At 45.9% G+C, this 19,175-nt stretch carries 19 protein-coding genes; 18 read left to right on the top strand and 1 reads right to left on the bottom strand.

All coding sequences use genetic code 11. The annotated features are described in order from the left end of the window. The first annotated feature begins 115 nt into the window (after window positions 1–115). Window positions 116–2,026 (top strand): heavy metal translocating P-type ATPase, encoded by a 1,911-nt coding sequence (locus CPZ25_RS10665; protein WP_096918642.1) that lies wholly within the window; start codon window positions 116–118, stop codon window positions 2,024–2,026. Here CPZ25_RS10665 and CPZ25_RS10660 read toward each other — a convergent pair. Next, complete coding sequence (locus CPZ25_RS10660; RefSeq protein WP_058693380.1) at window positions 2,012–2,989, bottom strand: biotin--[acetyl-CoA-carboxylase] ligase; 978 nt, start codon at window positions 2,987–2,989, stop codon at window positions 2,012–2,014. The genes CPZ25_RS10665 and CPZ25_RS10660 overlap by 15 nt on opposite strands. Before the next feature lie 359 nt (window positions 2,990–3,348). Here CPZ25_RS10660 and CPZ25_RS10655 point away from each other — a divergent pair, with 359 nt between their 5' ends. The 17 genes from CPZ25_RS10655 (at window position 3,349) to CPZ25_RS10575 (ending at window position 19,172) form a co-directional block, all read left to right on the top strand. After that, window positions 3,349–4,614 (top strand): sensor histidine kinase, encoded by a 1,266-nt coding sequence (locus CPZ25_RS10655; RefSeq protein WP_038352517.1) that lies wholly within the window; start codon window positions 3,349–3,351, stop codon window positions 4,612–4,614. Next, window positions 4,607–5,683: a response regulator transcription factor gene (locus CPZ25_RS10650; protein ID WP_058693381.1), complete on the top strand. Its 1,077-nt coding sequence runs from the start codon at window positions 4,607–4,609 to the stop codon at window positions 5,681–5,683. The genes CPZ25_RS10655 and CPZ25_RS10650 overlap by 8 nt, the downstream gene beginning before the upstream one ends. Window positions 5,684–5,997: 314 nt before the next feature. After that, on the top strand, window positions 5,998–6,273 hold the full coding sequence (gene pduA, locus CPZ25_RS10645; RefSeq protein ID WP_013382334.1) for a propanediol utilization microcompartment protein PduA: 276 nt from the start codon (window positions 5,998–6,000) through the stop codon (window positions 6,271–6,273). 26 nt (window positions 6,274–6,299) lie between these two features. Then, entirely contained in the window at window positions 6,300–7,085 is a 786-nt protein-coding gene (gene pduB / locus CPZ25_RS10640; RefSeq protein ID WP_013382333.1) for a propanediol utilization microcompartment protein PduB, read from the top strand. Between the two features lie 42 nt (window positions 7,086–7,127). Next, window positions 7,128–8,786, top strand: a complete 1,659-nt coding sequence (locus tag CPZ25_RS10635; protein WP_058693382.1) for a propanediol/glycerol family dehydratase large subunit — start codon at window positions 7,128–7,130, stop codon at window positions 8,784–8,786. Window positions 8,787–8,804: 18 nt separating this feature from the next. Beyond that, window positions 8,805–9,476 carry a propanediol/glycerol family dehydratase medium subunit gene (locus tag CPZ25_RS10630; RefSeq protein ID WP_013382331.1) on the top strand — a complete coding sequence of 224 codons (672 nt, stop codon included), beginning with the start codon at window positions 8,805–8,807 and terminating at the stop codon, window positions 9,474–9,476. A gap of 12 nt (window positions 9,477–9,488) precedes the next feature. Next, window positions 9,489–9,998 carry a diol dehydratase small subunit gene (locus CPZ25_RS10625; RefSeq protein WP_058693383.1) on the top strand — a complete coding sequence of 170 codons (510 nt, stop codon included), beginning with the start codon at window positions 9,489–9,491 and terminating at the stop codon, window positions 9,996–9,998. 38 nt (window positions 9,999–10,036) lie between these two features. Further along, window positions 10,037–11,851: a diol dehydratase reactivase subunit alpha gene (locus CPZ25_RS10620; protein ID WP_058693384.1), complete on the top strand. Its 1,815-nt coding sequence runs from the start codon at window positions 10,037–10,039 to the stop codon at window positions 11,849–11,851. A 1-nt stretch (window position 11,852) separates the two neighbouring features. Then, window positions 11,853–12,218: a glycerol dehydratase reactivase beta/small subunit family protein gene (locus tag CPZ25_RS10615; RefSeq protein WP_058693385.1), complete on the top strand. Its 366-nt coding sequence runs from the start codon at window positions 11,853–11,855 to the stop codon at window positions 12,216–12,218. Window positions 12,219–12,233: 15 nt separating this feature from the next. After that, the gene (locus CPZ25_RS21005) at window positions 12,234–12,680 is read left to right on the top strand and encodes a BMC domain-containing protein (RefSeq protein WP_058693386.1); all 447 of its coding nucleotides are present in this window, start codon (window positions 12,234–12,236) and stop codon (window positions 12,678–12,680) included. A 48-nt stretch (window positions 12,681–12,728) separates the two neighbouring features. Further along, window positions 12,729–13,388: a phosphate propanoyltransferase gene (gene pduL / locus CPZ25_RS10605; RefSeq protein WP_096918643.1), complete on the top strand. Its 660-nt coding sequence runs from the start codon at window positions 12,729–12,731 to the stop codon at window positions 13,386–13,388. Continuing rightward, complete coding sequence (gene eutJ, locus CPZ25_RS10600) at window positions 13,388–14,212, top strand: ethanolamine utilization protein EutJ (RefSeq protein ID WP_058693387.1); 825 nt, start codon at window positions 13,388–13,390, stop codon at window positions 14,210–14,212. The genes pduL and eutJ overlap by 1 nt, the downstream gene beginning before the upstream one ends. A gap of 18 nt (window positions 14,213–14,230) precedes the next feature. Further along, entirely contained in the window at window positions 14,231–15,067 is an 837-nt protein-coding gene (locus CPZ25_RS10595) for a flavoprotein (RefSeq protein WP_096918644.1), read from the top strand. 11 nt (window positions 15,068–15,078) lie between these two features. After that, the gene (locus CPZ25_RS10590; protein ID WP_013382323.1) at window positions 15,079–15,357 is read left to right on the top strand and encodes a EutN/CcmL family microcompartment protein; all 279 of its coding nucleotides are present in this window, start codon (window positions 15,079–15,081) and stop codon (window positions 15,355–15,357) included. Window positions 15,358–15,369: 12 nt separating this feature from the next. Then, window positions 15,370–16,377, top strand: coding sequence for a cob(I)yrinic acid a,c-diamide adenosyltransferase (locus tag CPZ25_RS10585; protein ID WP_058693389.1), 1,008 nt, complete (start codon window positions 15,370–15,372; stop codon window positions 16,375–16,377). A gap of 39 nt (window positions 16,378–16,416) precedes the next feature. Further along, complete coding sequence (locus tag CPZ25_RS10580; protein WP_199678116.1) at window positions 16,417–17,826, top strand: aldehyde dehydrogenase family protein; 1,410 nt, start codon at window positions 16,417–16,419, stop codon at window positions 17,824–17,826. Window positions 17,827–17,846: 20 nt separating this feature from the next. Then, complete coding sequence (locus CPZ25_RS10575) at window positions 17,847–19,172, top strand: 4Fe-4S dicluster domain-containing protein (RefSeq protein WP_058693390.1); 1,326 nt, start codon at window positions 17,847–17,849, stop codon at window positions 19,170–19,172. Window positions 19,173–19,175: the final 3 nt, after the last annotated feature.

The raw sequence follows: 19,175 nt of genomic DNA, 5'->3' as shown, positions 1-19,175 counted from the left end.
ACGGTCTGAAACGCGCCGCACCGAAAAAAACGAAAGGTAAATTTTTGATTTCCGCTTGACTTTTTTAAAGAATAAATATACCCTATAGGGGTATAGAGTAGATAAGGAGGAAATCATGATGAACTGGCTTAAGGATGAGGAAAAAAGAACGGCTGCGGCCATGGTCATCTCAGCGCTGGCGTTGGGAATCCACTTTGTGGCGGGCGGCCGTCTGGGCGTTAATTTATCGTGGATTGCTGTTGTTTTATGCGGTCTGCCGATCATCATCGGCGCGGTAGCTGCGGTGATAAAGGAATTTGACATCCGGGCGGATGTGCTGGTCTCCATCGCGATCATTGCCTCAGTGGCCATCGGCGAGGTTTTCGCAGCGGGCGAGATCGCAGTAATCATGACCCTTGGCGGTTATTTAGAGGAAAGAACCGTGAATAAAGCCCGGAAGGGCATCGAGCGTCTGGTGGACCTGACGCCGGAAAAAGCCCGCGTAATGCGGGATGGGCAGGAAGCCACCGTTGATGTGGAGGACGTGGCAGTAGGTGAGACAGTGCGTGTGCTGCCCGGAGAGAAAATACCCGTAGACGGTATCGTGCTCAGCGGAGATACGGCGGTGGACCAATCCCTGATGACCGGAGAATCCCTGCCGGTCGATAAGGAAAAGGGCGACGCGGTATTCTGCGGCACCATGAACCAGTTTGGCGCCGTGGATATCCAGGTGACCAAGGCAGCTGAGGACAGCTCCCTGAAACGGATGATCCGTCTGGTTGAGTCCGCTGACGCGGGCCGCGCCCCCATATCGCACCTGGCAGACCGATGGGCCACTGTCATTGTGGTGCTGGCGCTGACCGCTGCCGTTGTCACCGGACTGGTCACCGGTGAGCTGACCCGCGCAGTCACGATTCTGGTAGTATTCTGTCCCTGCGCGCTGGTGCTGGCCACGCCCACAGCCATCATGGCAGGGATCGGCAACGCGGCCAAAAATGGGATCCTGATCCGGTCTGGCGATGCGCTGGAGCGGCTTGCGTCTGTGGGCCGCGTTGCCTTTGACAAAACCGGCACCATCACCTACGGAAAGCCCTGCGTTCGGGCCTTTGAGTGTGAGCAGGCATGGGAAAGGGACGCGCTGCTTAAATGGACTGCCGCTGCTGAAGCCCGCTCGGAGCATCCTCTTGGCAAAGCAGTCTCAGCCTATTATGCTGAGGGGCAAAAGGAACCGCTGCCAGAGCCGTCGGAATTTGCGATGCTGCCTGGCAAGGGCGTTCACGCAGTGGTGGAGGGGCATGAAATTGCGGCCGGAAACCGAAAGCTGTTTGACGCCATGGGCGTTTCTGTGACAAAAGGGCTTGAGAAATCAGCAAAAAAATACCTGAGAGAGGGTGGCACCCTTATTTATATCGCTGTGGACGGAAAGGCAGCGGGCTACGCGGTGCTGGCCGATACGCTGCGCAATAACGCGCCGAAAATGGTTGAGAAACTGAGGGTGCAGGGGCTTAAAACTGCGCTCATCACCGGCGACCACCGGGCCGCTGCCCTTTATATGGCAGAGCAGGCCGGCATTGACACCGTTGAGGCTGACTGCCTGCCAGAGGATAAGATCGACGTCATCAAAAGGCTCCAGCGGAAGGGTCAGGAGAAGATCTGCATGATCGGCGATGGCATCAACGACGCGCCAGCTCTGAAGACCGCCGATGTGGGCCTGGCCATGGGCGATATTGGCTCAGATATCGCCATGGACGCTGCCGACACAGTGCTCGTGGGGGACGATCTGATGAAAGTGCCCTATCTGACGGCCCTTTCCAGAAAAACCATGCAGACGATCCGCGTCAATATTTTTCTGTCCCAGGCCCTCAACGCCGTGGCCGTTGTGCTGGCCATGACCGGGATCATGGGACCGGTGGCCGGCGCGCTGGTCCACAATGTGGGATCGGTGGCGGTCATCATCAGCTCAGCCATGCTGCTGAACTTTAATCAGAAGAAAAATGGAAAGGAGCGGCAGAAAACATCCGGCTCCCTGAAATTATCGCAGTCGTAGGCTGACCTCGCCAGAGACGATGGACTGAAAGGTTCCATCGTCTTTTTTCAGGATCAGGTGCCCCGCGTCATTGATGTCGCTGACGACCCCCTCCAGGGTTTCCCTGCCGCTCAGGATAGTGACTGGCTTTCCGATCACCATGGAGTGCTTCCTGTAATCGGCCATGACAGCGCCGGGATCGGGAATACAGGTGAGACGGCTCAGGCTGTTGACCAGCCCGGCGGCCAGGCGGCTCCTGAGCTGGCCGTCCGGGGCTGCCTTAAAGAGCGCGCCCGCCACAGACCGGAGCTCCTCAGGAAAGCCCTGCTTTGGCTCGGTAAAATTAATGCCGGCGCCGAGGACAATGTAGTCAATATTGCCGGTTTCAAAGTCGGCGGCGGCCTCGGTGAGAATACCGCAGATTTTTTTATCCTTTATATAAAGGTCGTTGACCCATTTGATCTCAGGCTCCAGGCCAGTGACGTCCGCGATGGCCTGGCGGATCAGCACGCTGGCCGCGATGGTGATGAAAAGGGACTGGCTGATGGCGGTGCCGGGCCGCAGGATAATGCTTAAATAAATGCCGGAGCCGCCGGGCGAAAAAAAGGTGCGTCCCATGCGCCCGCGTCCGCCAGTCTGGGACTCAGCGATGATGACCGTGCCATCGGGCGCGCCGGCCAGGGCCCGCTCTTTACCAAAACTGTTGGTTGAGTCAAGGGAAGGGTAGACCTCCAGGCGGTCTGCCTGCGACGGGTCCTTCAGCCACGGCGCGATGGAGGCAGCGGAGAGAATGTCGTTGCTTTTGCGCAGCGTATAGCCCTGCCGGGTTTTGGACTCGATCTGGTAGCCCTTATCTCGGAGTCCTTTGACAGCCTTCCAGACAGCACTCCGGGAAAGGCTCAGCCTTTCTGCCAGCGCTTCTCCGGACACGGGCTCACCCCGGTTTTCCTCCAGTATTTTTAAAAGATCGGTTTGTGTGGACATGGCAATACTCCTTTATATTTTCTGTTATTATTATAAGACAGAAGAAAAGCAAAGGTCAATCCAAGAAGCCTCCGGCGGCAAAATATTGCTGTTTTTCGCGCCTGGAATCTTTAAATAAACCTTAAAAAGGTTACAGGAGTAAAAATGTGACTTTTGTATTTAAAAGAGGAAAGGAAATAAAAAAGGAATATTTTGCCATCAAATTAAAATGATTCTTGATTATTGGACAATTTAATGCCTATTTCAGTCAAAATAATCTAAAATGTCAAAAATATGGTTAAAAAAGTGCACGTTTGTGTTATAATATTATTCAAACAAGAGTTTTTGAAGTATGATCATTAAGATAAAGAGGTTAATCTATGAGAGTCTTATTAAAAATCACTGATATCATCGATGTGGAAGTGCTGCAGAAAATTCAAGATTCTTTTTCAGATGCAACAGGTTTTGCGACCATTACCGTAGATTACAAGGGAAATCCCATTACGGAATACAGTAATTTTTCCGGCTACTGCACCAAGGTGCGCGAGGACGCCAAGTGTCTCGAGTGCTGCTATCGTTCCGATGCTCACGGAGGCATTGAGTCTGCCCGTTCCGGAAAACCCTCGATCTATATCTGTCACGGAGGCCTCGTAGATTTAGCGGTTCCGATCATGGTCAAGGGGAACTATCTGGGCGCCATTATGTCCGGACAGGTCCGGATTGACGAGGAGGGGATGAAAAAACTGCCTCTCGGGTCTGTTTCCGAGCTCACCGATTTCTCAGGTAATCCGGAGCTTCAGAAGCTTTATGATCAAACGCTGGTGACCACTCTTAAACAGGTTCACGCTGCTGCGGACCTTTTGTATACGATTGCCAATTATCTGGTCGAAAAGCAGATGATTCATATCATGCAGGAGGAACTGCACAATAAGAACCTCGAGCTCATGGAAGAGGTCAAGCTGAGAAGTGAAGTGGAGGCTGCCCTGAAGGAAGCTGATCTCAAGGCGCTGCAGGCTCAGATCAATCCGCATTTCCTCTTTAATGTCCTCAACACCATCGGGCGTCTGGCCCTTCTTGAAAACGCCGAAAAGACCCAGGAGATGATCTATGCCTTTTCGGATATGATGCGTTATACTTTAAAAAAGGAAAACACCAATATCGTTACTTTGAAGGAAGAGGTCGAGCATGTGCGCAATTACCTCTCCATTCAAAAGATGCGCCTGGGAGAACGTCTGGATTATTCCATTCACATCGACGAGGACGCCGAAGAGGTGATGTGCCCCTTCATGACGATCCAGCCTTTTGTGGAGAACGCGATCAATCATGCGATTGAACCCCATGCTGCCGGCGGCAAGGTAATGATCACCGGAGAACAGGACGGCGATATCGTGACGGTCCGTATTATTGATGATGGAAAGGGAATCGCTCCGGAATTGATTGAAAAGATCCTTGATGGTAACTACGACCCAGAAGCGCAGGGTAATGACAAAAATACGGGTATTGGCATCAACAATGCCAATAAACGGCTAAAATATTATTATGGCCCTGAATTTGGTATTAAGATCAACAGCGAGGTTGGTAAAGGGACTGAAGTGATGATTAAGATACCCCGTAAGGCATTATTAGGGAGAGGTTTAAATGTATAAATTATTTATCGTAGAAGACGAACATCTGGAAATTGAAGCGATTGAATTGATTTTAAGTCAGTACGGTAAAAATATCACGGTTATTGGAAAAGCGTCTTCGGGGCGGGTCGCCCTTGACGAGATCAGACGGCTGGACCCTGACATTGTTCTGCTGGATATCAATATCCCGGAAATCAATGGTATTGATGTGCTGCGCGCCATTAAAAAAGAAGATCAGGAGAAAAAGGTCATTCTGATCACTGCTTTTAACGAGTTCGATTTTGCCCACCAGGCCATCAAAGCCCGGGTGGATGATTTCCTGCTGAAGCCCATCCGGCCCCAGCAGCTCATGGAATCCATCAATATGGTCATTTCTACATTAAAAGCAAACGCCAAAAATAAATTTGATGAAAAGATGAGCGAGGTTATCTTCGCGGTGGTCCAGAAAAAATACAGTGACACCCGCAATGTGCTCACCGAATACCTGGATCTGCTCTATGACCACTATGGCTACGACCTGATGTCGATCCAGAACGAAATACAGCATTTTATGGAAGAGCTGAACATTGTCTCTATGGATACCTGCGGTTATGACATCAAAAGCCCGCTGCGCATGAAAAACAACCAGCAATTCGTGACTTCTTATAAAAACCGCTACGACCTGAAGGTCGAGATTATGAAAGTCATCGATAAAATTTTCGACCATCTCATGGACAACAAGGAAAACCGGAAGAATAATATCGAGGACATCCTGAACTATATTGACCGGAACTGCCATAAGGATATCTCTCTGGACCAGGTGGGCGAGTACGCCAACATGAGCTCCTACTATCTGAGTAAGATCTTTAAAAAGGAAACCGGCGTCAACTTTGTCACCTACCTCACCGAACGGAAAATCGAGATCGCCAAGGATATGCTGCTCAACACCGATGTGCCAATTATCAATATCGCCCTGGATTTATCCTATCATGAGCCCAATTATTTCAGTAAGGTTTTTAAGAAAAGTACTGGAATGACGCCTACAGAATACAGACGTCTGCGAAAGGGAGACAACGGCGAAGAAAAAGAAGATGAAAAGGAAATTTCTTGATTTTTTTCTTAAAGCAAAAAAAGATGAACAAATAAAAAAACAGTCAAAAAGCGGTCTTGAAAGCAGGAAGTGTTGTGAAAAAATGCACTTCCTGTTTTTATTTTACGAAATTTCACAAAATAATATCGGGAAAAGACAAAAAAAGATAAGACTTTAAAAGCTAAAAGAAAAAAAGAAACCAAATTGAAAACCGTTTTCAAAAAAAGCAGAGATCGGACAATAATTTTATAAGAATAGTGCAAGTAATTACTCCCGCATATGGATTAAAATAGTAACAGTAAGAATATTAATATCAACCAAGGAGGGCAAAGCTTATGACAAATGAAGCTTTAGGTATGATTGAAACCAAAGGTCTTGTTGGCTGTATTGAAGCAGCTGATGCAATGGTTAAATCTGCAAACGTAGTATTAACAGGCTATGAAAAAATCGGTTCTGGTTTAGTAACCGTTATGGTTCGTGGCGATGTTGGTGCTGTAAAGGCAGCCGTAGACGCTGGCGCAGCTGCAGCTGACAAAGTAGGTCAGGTTGTTTCTGTACACGTTATCCCAAGACCACATCAAGATGTGGAAAAAATGTTACCTAGTTTTTAATCTAAATTTAATGGAGGTGTAGATTAATGAAAGATGATTTAATGAACAAATTGATGGAAGAAGTCATGAAAAAAATGGACGAAGTTGAAGAAACAGGTACTTGTGCAGCAGCAACTGGTGTTTGTGGCTTAACTGAATTCGTTGGAACCGCCATTGGTGACACCATTGGTTTCGTAATCGCTAATGTAGACTCTCAGTTACATGAAGCAATGAAAATTGACCCTAAATATAGATCAATCGGTATTTTATCCGCTCGTACTGGTGCTGGCCCTCAGGTTTTCGCAGCTGATGAAGCTGTTAAAGCTACCAACACAGAAGTTGTTTCCTGCGAATTCGCAAGAGATACAAAAGGTGGCGCTGGTCACGGTTCTTTAATTATTTTCGGTGCTGAAGACGTATCTGATGCTAAACGTGCTGTTGAAGTCGCTTTAAATGACTTAAACAGAACTTTCGGCGATGTATACGGAAACGACGCTGGCCATCTGGAATTCCAGTACACAGCAAGAGCTTCTTTCGCTTGCAACATGGTATTAGGCGCTCCAATCGGCAAAGCTTTCGGTATCGTTGTAGGCGCTCCTGCAGGTATCGGCGTATTAATGTCTGATGCTGCTTTGAAAGCTGCTAACGTAGAATTAGTTGGTTATGCTTCACCTGACAATGGTGGCACACAGTATTCAAACGAGTCCATGATTTTCTTCTCTGGCGACGCAGGTGCTGTTCGTCAAGCTATTTACGCTGCAAGAGAAGTTGGTAAACCAGCTCTGGAAGCTATGGCTGGTCCTGCACCATCTTCTACAACTCCTTATATTTAAGAAGCAGTAGCGAAATAGTTATAGAAAAGAGGAGGAATGACTATGAGATCAAAAAGATTTGAAGCGTTAGATGCTCGTCCGGTTAAAAAGGACGGTTTCGTAAAAGAATGGCCTGAAGTAGGTCTTATTGCAATGAATAACCCCGGAGACCCTACTCCGAGCTTAAAAATTGAAAACGGCGTTATCGTAGAAATGGACGGTAAGACAAGAGCAGAATTCGATATGCTCGACACCTTCATCGCTAACTACGGTATCCGCACCGAAAAAGCACAGGAATACATGGCAATGGATTCTCTGGAAATTGCTCGTATGCTTTGTGATATCAACGTACCAAGAGCGACTGTTGTAGACATTACTACTTCTATTACTCCTGCTAAAATTACCGAAGTTTTAGGTAACATGACAGTACTGGAAATGATGATGGCGCAGACAAAAATGCGTGCCCGCTTAATGCCTTCTAACCAGTGCCACGTTACCAACGTTAAAGATAACATGGTTCAGATCGCGTGTGACGCTGCTGAAGCTGCTATCCGTGGTTTCGACGAAATGGAAACAACCGTTGGTATCGCTCGTTACGCTCCTTTCAACGCTTTAGCTATCATGGTTGGCGCAAATGTTGGCCGTCCTGGTATCTTAACACAGTGTGCTGTTGAAGAAGCTACCGAACTTGACTTAGGTATGAAGGGCTACACCGCTTATGCTGAAACGATTTCTGTATATGGTACAGAACCAGTATTCATGGATGGCGATGATACTCCTTACTCTAAAGCTTTCTTAGCATCCTGCTACGCTTCCCGTGGTTTGAAGATGCGTTTTACATCCGGTTCCGGTTCTGAAGTACAGATGGGTTATGCCGAAGGTAAATCCATGTTATACTTAGAAGCCCGCTGCTTATATGTAACAAAAGGCGCTGGTGTTCAGGGTACTCAGAATGGTTCCGTATCTTGTATCGGTGTACCTGCCGGCGTACCTGGCGGTATCCGTGAAGTATTGGCTGAAAACTTATTAGCAGCATGTTTAGACCTTGAATGTGCTTCTTCTAATGACCAGACCTTCACCCACTCTGACCTTCGTCGAGTTGCTCGTTCATTAATGCAGATGGTACCAGGTACTGACTATATCTGTTCTGGTTACTCTTCTACACCAAACTACGACAACATGTTCGCAGGTTCCAACTGGGATGCTGAAGACTATGATGACTGGAACGTAATCCAACGTGACCTTAAGATCGACGCCGGCTTACAGCCTGCTGATGAAGATACTGTTGTTGCTGCCCGTGCAAAAGCTGCCCGTGCTATGCAGGTTATCTTCCGCGAATTAGGCTTACCAGAAATCACCGATGAAGAAGTTGAAGCTGGTACATACGCTAACGGTTCTCAGGATATGCCTGACCGTGACGTAGTTGCTGACCTGAAAGCTGCTGAAGACTTAGTAAACCGCGCAACCGCTGTTGACTTCGTTAAAGCATTAGATCGCGGCGGCATGAGAGATGTTGCTGAATCTATCTTCAACATTCAGTTACAGAAATGTGCTGGTGACTACTTACACACCGCTTCTATGATCACATCTGACTGGGAAGTTATTTCTGCAGTTAACTACATGAATGACTACCATGGTCCAATGACTGGTTATGTAATCAGTGATGAAAGATGGAAAGAAATTCAGGATATTCCATGGGCTGTTGACCCAGCCAGCATTTAAGGAAAGGGGTGTAGTAGAATGGCTATTAATGAACAAATGTTAAAAAGTATCATCGAAGATGTTTTAAATGAAATGAGCGGCGCTGCTCCTGCATGCGATGCTGCTCCTGCTGCTCCGGCTGCTTCTGCCGCTGCTGCTGCAGGTTCTGTTGAATTAACTCCAGTAGGGGATGTTCAGCAGGGCGTTGCTGCTGACGAAGTTCTGATTGGTTTAGCTCCAGCTTTTGCTGAATTCCAGACAGAAAATATTGTTGGCGTACCTCATGATAAAATCTTAAAAGAAATTATTGCCGGTATCGAAGAAGAAGGCTTAAAAGCTCGTGTTATCAAAGTATACAGAAGCTCCGACGTTGCTGTATGCGGACATGACGCTGCTGAACTGAGTGGTTCTGGCGTTGCTGTTGGCTTACAGTCAAAAGGCACCTGCTTAATCCACCAGAAAGATTTACCACAGTTATCTAACTTGGAATTATTCTCTCAGGCTCCTTTGATCGATTTAGACACCTATCGTGCAATCGGTAAAAATGCTGCTAAATACGCTAAAGGCGAAAGCCCGGCTCCAGTTCCGGTTCGTAATGACCAGATGGCTCGTCCTGCTTATCAGGCTAAAGCTGCTCTGTTACACATTAAAGAAACAGAACATGTTGTGCCAGGTAAAAAACCTGTAGAAATGAAAGTTACATTCAAATAGGAGGTGGATAGAATGACTCAAGAACAAATGTTAGAACAGATCGTTAAACAAGTTATGGCGTCTATGTCAGCTGCACCAGCTGAAGCACCTTCTTGTGCTTGTGGCGACAAAGTTACAAAAGAAGATTACCCAATCGGTGATAAGAGACCAGAATTAATTATCTCTGCTACTGGCAAACAGTACAAAGAATTAACACTGGATAAATTATTAGCTGGTGAATTAACCGCTGAAGATTTAAGAATCAGACCAGAAACTCTGGAATTACAGGCTCAGGTAGCTGAATCTGTACATCGTGATGCATTCGCAGGAAACTTAAGAAGAGCTGCTGAATTAATCGCTGTTCCAGATGCTCGTTTACTTGAAATCTATAACGCACTGAGACCTTACAAATCTACTAAAGATGAACTGTTAGCTATCTCAGAAGAACTGAAAACTCAGTACAATGCACCTATCTCTGCAGCTTTAGTAGCAGAAGCCGCTGAAGTTTACTATGTAAGAAAGAGATCTAAAGAATTTAAGTAAGCACAACATAATCCAGGAAATTGTTTGGAGGAAGCGATATGATTATTGCAGGTATAGATATTGGTAATGCAAGTACCGAAACGGCACTTGCCCGATATACTGACGGAAAACCTGAGTTCCTGAGCAGTGGCATCGTTAGTACCACTGGTATGAAAGGGACACGTCAAAACATTCATGGAGTGTTCGCCTCTCTAAAACAAGCCCTAGAAAAAGCAAATCTAACTGTTGATAATGTTGATTTAATTAGAATCAATGAAGCCGCTCCAGTTATTGGTGATGTGGCTATGGAAACTATTACTGAGACAATTATTACAGAATCAACCATGATCGGTCACAATCCTTCCACACCGGGAGGATTGGGGACCGGCGTTGGTGTTACTGTAAACATAAGGGAAATTAATAATGTTAAAAAAGGCGACTCGGTTATTGTCATCATTCCGCGCGAAGTTGACTTCGAGAGTTCCTCCAGCATTATTAATCAGGCCGTTGCAAACGGCATTTTTGTAAATGGTGCCATTGTCCAGCGTGATGATGGCGTTTTAATTAATAACCGTTTGAATAAACCGATCCCGATTGTCGATGAAGTTTCTTTAATTGATAAGGTTCCGCTAGGAATGCGTGCTGCTGTAGAAGTAGCGGCCCCAGGAGCCGTTGTTGAACAATTATCCAATCCTTATGGGATTGCAACAGTCTTCGATTTATCCTCAGATGAAACCAAACAGGTTGTTCCTGTATCAAGAGCCTTGATCGGGAACCGTTCTGCCGTTGTCATCAAAACGCCAGCAGGGGACGTTAAAGAACGTAAAATCCCAGCCGGTAAAATCATTATCCAGGGCGAACATAAAAAAGCCGAAGTTAATGTTGATGAAGGTGCGGAAATCATCATGGATGCAATCCGGAGCGTTGCGCCTGTCGAAGATGTTAAGGGAGAAGCCGGAACAAACGCCGGCGGTATGCTCGAAAAGGTAAGACAGGTTATGTCAAACCTGACCGAACAGAATCCTCAGAACATTAAAATTCAGGATTTATTAGCTGTCGACACCTTTGTGCCTCAGAGCGTAAAGGGTGGTATGGCCGACGAATTTTCCATGGAAAACGCCGTTGGTATCGCCGCGATGGTTAAGGCTGATAAATTACAGATGAACATGATTGCTGAAGTTCTTGAAAAAGAACTGAACGTTAAGGTTGAAGTCGGCGGTGTTGAAGCTGACATGGCGATCCGCGGTGCGTTAACCACCCCGGGGAGCAATAAGCCGCTCGCGATCATTGACATGGGCGCAGGATCGACAGATGCTGCTATTATTAACAGGGCTGGCGAAATACATTCTATCCATCTGGCAGGCGCTGGTAACATGGTCACCATGCTTATCGGTTCAGAACTTGGTTTCGAAGACTCAGGTCTGGCAGAAGATATTAAAAAATATCCTTTAGCAAAGGTAGAAAGCTTATTCCATATTCGTCATGAAGATGGAACTGTTCAATTTTTTGATGAACCATTAGATCCGAGATCATTTGCACGTGTCGTTATTCTGACACCAAGTGGCATGGTTCCGATTCCGGGCAACCATTCGCTGGAAAGAATCCGTACAGTGCGCCGAGAAGCAAAAACCAAAGTTTTTGTTATGAACGCGATTCGTTCATTGGAACGGGTCAGCCCGACCGGTAATGTGAGAGACATTGAGTTTGTTACATTGGTCGGCGGCTCCGCACTCGACTTCGAGATTCCGCAGCTGGTAACGGATGCTTTATCAAAATTCAGTATTGTAGCAGGTAGAGCAAATATAAGAAGTGTAGAAGGTCCAAGAAACGCAGTTGCCACCGGTTTAGTACTTGCGTACGGCGAAGGTGAATAACATGAACGTGAACTTCGAAGCTCCAAAACCAGAAATAAAGGTTTATTACAATAAAAACTCTGTCAATAAAAGCATTGTCACACAGGTTTTATTAGGCATCGAAGAAGAAGGTTTACCTTATTCTCTTGAAGAACGGGACAACAATGACGGCGTTGAGCTGGCTTACAAAGCAGCTGAGGTCTCACATCTCGGTGTGGGCATCGGCATCGGCGACAGTATTGTTTTACATTACATCAAGCTGAAAGAAAACGCTCCGTTGTTTTCAGTCTGTCTTCAGGACGATGAGAATACCCTTAGAGCCATTGGCGCAAATGCGGCCAGACTTGTAAAACGAATGCCTTTTAAAGATATTGGCAGTGCTAAATAGTGAGGGGGGATTTATTTGAGACAAGCATTAGGGTTGATTGAAGCGATTGGGCTGGCAACAGCCATTGAAGCCACTGATGCTGCTGTGAAATCAGCAAATGTCGAGTTGCTTGGACTGGAATCCGCTAAAGGCGACGGAATGCATACCATTAAAGTCGTTGGCGATGTGGGCGCGGTTAAGGCTGCTGTCGAAGCGGCAACTGCTGCCTGTGCCAAAGGACGCGGCGTCTTTAGTACCAAAGTGATTGCACGGCCGGCCGATGGGCTGGGTCCGATGATCTATAACAACCAGACAATGGGCTTTGATCCGGAACAGGATCGCGATCGGATGGAACTGGATTCTTACTGGGTTTTTAACAAGTATGACCAGAAAAAACCGACAACCGCCGTGGAAAAAACACTGGCGCCTATTTCTGAAGAACAAGATGAAGCAGTCGAAGAACAACCGACAGAAGAAGAATAATCCTTGCGAACAGCAGATCCATAGATCTTAAAGAAAAGGTGTAAGCGAATGAATGATATTGAAAGAAAAGTGATTGAAGAGATTGTCATCAACACTGTCAAGAAATTAATGGCAGAAAAAGATGCTCCCAATCGCGTGCCCTTGGGCGTTTCCAATAAACATCTTCACTTGACACAGGAACATGTCGAAATTTTATTCGGCAAAGGACATCAGCTTACAAATATGAAAGATGTTAAACAGCCTGGTCAGTTTGCATGTGAAGAATGTGTAAAAATCATTGGACCCAAAGGTGAATTTCCTAAAGTTAGAGTTTTAGGACCAGCAAGAAATGAAACCCAGATTGAACTTTCAATGACCGATGCACGAACCTTAGGTGTGAATGTGCCGATTCGTGAATCCGGGAAGCTGGAAGGGACACCGGGACTTATTCTGGAAGGACCGTGCGGCCGTGTTGAACTGGATCATGGTGCCATCGCGGCACTGCGTCACATTCACATGACTCCGGACATTGCAGAACAGCTGGGACTGAAGGATGGCGATTGTGTAGGTGTAGAAAGCAGCGGGCTGCGTCCTACGCTGTTCCGCGATGTGTTGGTACGCGTGTCACCAAAATATGCTTATGAAATGCATATTGATACCGATGAAGCCAACGCCGCCGGACTGAAAAATAATGATATTTTAAAAATTGTTAAAAAGCAGGAGAAATAATGGACTGGAAGAGCGGTAATGACACAATACTAGAGTTTAACGAACTGATCAGAGCCAAAAGAGCAAACCCATATCAGGGAAACCTGAAGGTTGGCGTCGACCTCGGTACAGCCAACATCGTTGTAGCTGTTGTTGACGAAAATAACCGTCCGGTAGCAGGTGCTACCCAGGGCGCTCACGTTGTAAGAGACGGGATTGTCGTGGATTACCTCGGGGCGGTGAACATCGTCAGAACATTGAAAGCCGAAGTCGAAAAAATTATTGGCGTTGATCTAACGTATGCCAATGCCGCAACCGCTATCCCACCTGGAATTATGGATGGAAACACTAAAATTATTTCCAATGTTGTGGATTCAGCTGATTTTACCGTTACCAACGTAGTCGACGAACCGACGGCTGCCGCAACCGTTTTGGGGATCCAGAACGGCGCTGTTGTAGACGTTGGGGGTGGTACGACGGGCATCAGTATTCTGAAAAATGGCGAGGTCATTTTTACAGCCGATGAAGCAACAGGCGGGACTCATATGAGTCTTGTCATCGCAGGCGCTTATCATATCAGCTTTGAAGAAGCGGAAGAAATGAAAAAGCATGAAGACCAGCGAAAGATATTTCCAGTCATTAAACCAGTTGTGGAAAAGATGGCGTCAATTGTCCATCGTTTTATCCAGGGCTATGATGTCGACACCATTTATGTGGTCGGCGGGGCCTGTGTTTTTGATAAATTTGAACAGGTTTTTGAAAAAGAAATCGGCATCAAAACAGTAAAACCCGTAGAACCTTTGTTGGTAACTCCTTTAGGGATAGCCTTTAATTGTCAAAGGTAAGGAATGTGGTGATATAATTTGGACTTAAAAGATTTGATTAACAGTGAAGCCTTCATGGACGCTTTTATCCAGAAGGTTGTCGAAGAAGTCATCAAAAGAATAAAAAATAAACCTAAAACGGCGCTGGTTGTTTTTTCCGGCGCGGCAATCGGGTTTAAACAGGCAATGGATTCACTGGTCAAGTTAAAAAATGATGGTTGGCAATTAAAGGTTTTCCTTTCGGATGAGGCGATGCACGTATTCACTCCGAGCTATATACAGGAAACCTTAGGCTTAGACACCATTTATAACAGTGGTTCCAAGGTAGCCCAGAAAGAACTTTACGGTGAAGTTGATCAAATCATTATTGCAGCGACAACTGTTAATACCGCGGCAAAAATTGCTCATGGTATTTGTGATAATGAAATGCTCACCCTCATCAACCACGGAATTATGGCCGGAACACCAGTTGTCTGCGCGATCAATGGCGCCTGTCCGGATGACAGTGTCAGAGCACAGCTGGGTATGGGAAAATCCCCACAAGGCTACCGTGAGTTACTGAGAAATAACCTCAAGGCTCTAAAAAGCTTTGGAATCAAGCTGGTCAGCTCAGATGAGCTGTATGACGGCTGTGTTGGAAAAGACAGCTGCAAGGACGCGCTTCAGAGCAGCGCCTGTGCAGCGCCTGAACAGACAGCCAAGGAATCCGATCCCTTTGAACCGGATGATGGAATGATTGTAAAACGTATCATCAGCCGCGGCGATGTCTTGTTACACCGCAACAGCAAAGTGATCAAAGTGCCTGCGGACGCTATCATTACAGAATATGCTAAGGAAGCAATCGCTACCCTTGGTCTTCATGTAGAAAAGATATAGTAGGTGATTGAATGCATTTAGCAAAAGTAGTTGGTAATGTGGTTTCAACCCAGAAGGATTCAAACCTTGTGGGCTGCAAGCTTTTAATTATCAAAAAAATCAATGAAAACGGGGAGTTTGAAAAATACTCCAGCCAGTCCACTGCCATTGCGGTCGATTCTGTCGGCGCGGGTATTGGCGAAACCGTCATTGTAACGACCGGTAGTACGGCCCGTTATGTTTACGGTGACAAGCTGGCACCGCTTGATATGACTATCGTTGGAATTGTTGACGAAATTCAAATTGTTTAGTGAGGTAAAAATATGCCAAATGTCTATACAAGAGGCGGTGACAAAGGTGAAACCGGTTTGTTCGGCGGTAATCGTACGCCTAAAGATGATATTCGGGTAGAAGCTTACGGTACAATGGATGAAGCTAATTCAGCCATTGGCCTGGCCTATTCTTTATCTGAAGACAATGACATCCGCGAAATCCTCCACCATTTACAAGAAAGAATTTTCGTTTTAGGTGCGGAACTCGCCAGTGATGAAAAGGGCAAAGCAATGTTAAAGGATGGGATTTCCCAGGCGGACATTGACTTTATGGAAGAAAAACTCGACTATTACCTTTCCGTTATCGGCCCGCAAAAATCGTTTATTGTACCAGGGAAAAACCCTGTATCCTCAGCCTTGCATCTGGCTCGTACAGTTGTACGGCGCGGCGAAAGAAGAATTGTGGAATATACCCACAAGGATCCGGATGTAAGACCGGAACTGGTGAAATTTGCCAACCGTCTTTCCGATCTGCTTTTCGTTCTCGCAAGAACTGAAGAATACAACGAAATGGTGAAAGAAGTCGTCAGACGAGTCGTTGAAAAAATAAAAATGGCTGAAGCGCCTTCAGAAGAAGCTCCTGAAGAAGAGAAAAAAAAAGACTTTTCACTTCTGACAACTGCTAAGAGAATGGGAGCAGCAGCAAGGGTTAAAGCAGAAGAAATGGGTGTGCCTATTGTTTTTTCCGTTGTTGATGCAGGTGGTAATTTAACGTATTTTGAAAGAATGGAAGATTCCTTGCTTGCCAGTATGGATATTTCAGTTAACAAGGCTTATACAGCCAATGCGTTGAAAATGTCTACCGATAAGGTTACTGATCTGGCAAAAGAAGATGGAGCACTCTTTGGAATTCAATTTACTAATGAAGGCCGTATTGTGACCTTCGGTGGTGGTTATCCACTCGTTGTTGAGGGAAAAGTTGTCGGCGGTATCGGCGTTAGCGGCGGTACAGCAGACCAGGATATGGCCATTGCACAAAGCGCATTAGCTATTTTATAAGAGAGAAGATTTAATAGAGGAATCCAGGAGGAAATCTGTATGAATATTGATACAACAGGTATTGAATATATTGTAAAAAAGGTAATGGATCAGATCGACTATGCTGAAGAAACCGGTGCTCCGGTAGTAGACGGCAAAGACGGCGTTTTCCAGACCATGGACGCTGCAATTGAAGCTGCTGCAGCTGCCCAGAAAGAGTACATGAAAAAACCATTGGCACTGCGTCGTCAGATGATTGCTGCAATGCGTGAAATCATGCTCAAAAAAGAAAATGTTGAAACAATCTGCGCGATGGTTGTTGAAGAATCTGGTATGGGTAACTATGAACACAAGTTAGCTAAACACCGTCTTGCAACAACTGGTACACCAGGCGTTGAAGATTTATTGACAGAAGCATGGGCTGGTGATGATGGCTGTACTTTGCTCGAGTTATCACCTTTTGGCGTAATCGGTGCGATTACACCGACTACAAACCCAAACGAAACCATTGTTAATAACAGTATTGGTATGTTAGCCGCCGGTAACGCGGTTGTTTTCTCACCCCATCCAAAGGCTTTGAAAACAAGCTTCTTATGCATTAAATTATTAAATGAAGCAATTGTTTCCGTCGGTGGCCCGAGAAACTTAATCGTAACCTGTGCTAATCCGACCATTGAAGCTGCTAACGAAATGATGGTTCATCCTAAAGTCAGAATGTTAGTTGCAACAGGCGGTCCTGGTGTTGTTAAAGCGGTTCTTTCCAGTGGTAAAAAAGCCATTGGCGCCGGCGCTGGTAATCCACCGGCATTGGTTGACGAAACTGCAGATATCGAAAAAGCAGCAAAAGATATTATCGACGGCTGTTCTTTCGACAATAACCTGCCATGTATTGCAGAAAAAGAAGTCGTTGTTGTTGACCAGGTAGCAGACTATCTGATTTTCAACATGAAGAAAAACGGCGCGTATGAAATCACCGACAAAAAAGCCATTGACGCTTTAGCAGATCTGGTTTGTCCTGAAGGACGTCTGAGCCGTGATTTTGTTGGTAAATCTGCTAAATACATCGCAGCGGCAGCTGGCCTTGATGTTCCTGAAGATACACGCGTATTAATCTGTGAAACTTCTAAAGATCATCTGTTAGCTGTAGAAGAACTGATGATGCCAATTCTTCCAATCGTTCGTGTTGCTAACGTTGATGAAGGTATCGATGTTGCTGTTGAACTTGAACATGGAAACAGACACACCGCTATCATGCATTCCAAAAATGTAGATAAATTAACCGAAATGGCTAAGAGAATCCAGACGACCATTTTCGTTAAAAATGGTCCTTCCTACGCTGGTATTGGTTTCGGTGGTGAAGGTTATCCGACATTCACGATTGCAGGCCCGACCGGTGAAGGCTTAACATCTGCTAAATCCTTCGCAAGAAGAAGAAGATGTGTGCTCGTTGGGGGATTCGATATTAAATAACAATAACAGGGGTGTTGCTCATGAGCACAAATTTAGTTGAAATAGTCAAAAGCGCTGGTATTATTGGTGCCGGCGGGGCTGGCTTCCCAACCCATGTGAAAATCGACGCTGAAGTTGATACAGTTATTGTCAACGGTGCTGAATGTGAGCCTTTGTTAAGAGTTGACCAACAGTTAATGGCTGAGAGAGCCCACCACATGCTGGTGGCTCTTCAGGCTGTTATGGATCATACCAAGGCAAAGGCAGGCATTGTCGGACTTAAAAAGAAATATATTCCGGCAATTGGCGCTTTAAGACAGGACTTACCAAATTTTCCTAAAATCGACCTTCACATTATGAATAATTTCTATCCTGCCGGTGATGAACAAACACTGGTATATGAAACAACAGGGAGAATCGTTCCAGAGGGTGGAATTCCATTAAATGTTGGAACTTTAGTCATAAATGTAGAGACACTTCTCAATATTTATGATATAATGAACGAGGACAAGCCCGTAGTGGATAAATATATTACTGTTACGGGGGCAGTCCGCAATAAAATCACGACAAAGGTTCCGCTGGGAATTACTGTTCGTGAAGCACTTGAGCTGGCTGGCGGAACAACCATTTCCGATTTTGTCATTATCAATGGTGGTCCAATGATGGGGAAAATTGTCGACATCGACTCCTATGTCACAAAGACCACAAAGGGCTTTATTGTTTTACCGAGCGATCATCCGTTGATCGAATCAAAGACAAGAAGCATCCAGGATACGATAAAATTAGCTGGAATGGCGTGTATGCAGTGTAGTTTATGTACAGAAGTTTGTCCGAGACACAGTCTGGGGCATAACCTTGAACCGCACAAGCTTATGCGAATCGCGGCCTATGGCTCAACTTGTGATACGACCACTCAAGCTACAAATGCTTTCTTATGCTGTGAATGTGGCTTATGTCAATATGCGTGTGTTATGGATCTCCAGCCTTGGAAATTCAATATCACACTCAAGCGGGAATTAGGTAGCAAAGGCATTAAAAACCCACATCACGACAAACCCGAAAAAGCTGATCCTTTCAGATCAGCAAAACAGTTTAACGTACATCGTTTAATTTCACGTCTGGGTCTGGATGAGTATGATCAGCCAGCTCCGATGGTCGATTGCGACAAACAGTTCACTGAAGTAACCATTCAGCTGGCACAGCACATTGGTGCACCTGCCCAGCCGGTTGTGAGTGTAGGGGATGTTGTTGAGAAGGGTACCCTGATCGGAGAAATTCCAGAAGGAAGCCTTGGCGCCCGTATTTTCGCAAGTATCGACGGTAAAGTAACTGCCGTTGAAGATGGTAAAATTACCATCCGGTCCTAAATA

The organism is Eubacterium maltosivorans (assembly GCF_002441855.2).
Taxonomy (GTDB): Bacteria; Bacillota; Clostridia; order Eubacteriales; family Eubacteriaceae; genus Eubacterium; species Eubacterium maltosivorans.
Note: the sequence above shows the minus strand (reverse complement) of the source record. Positions and strands in the feature narration are given on the sequence as shown.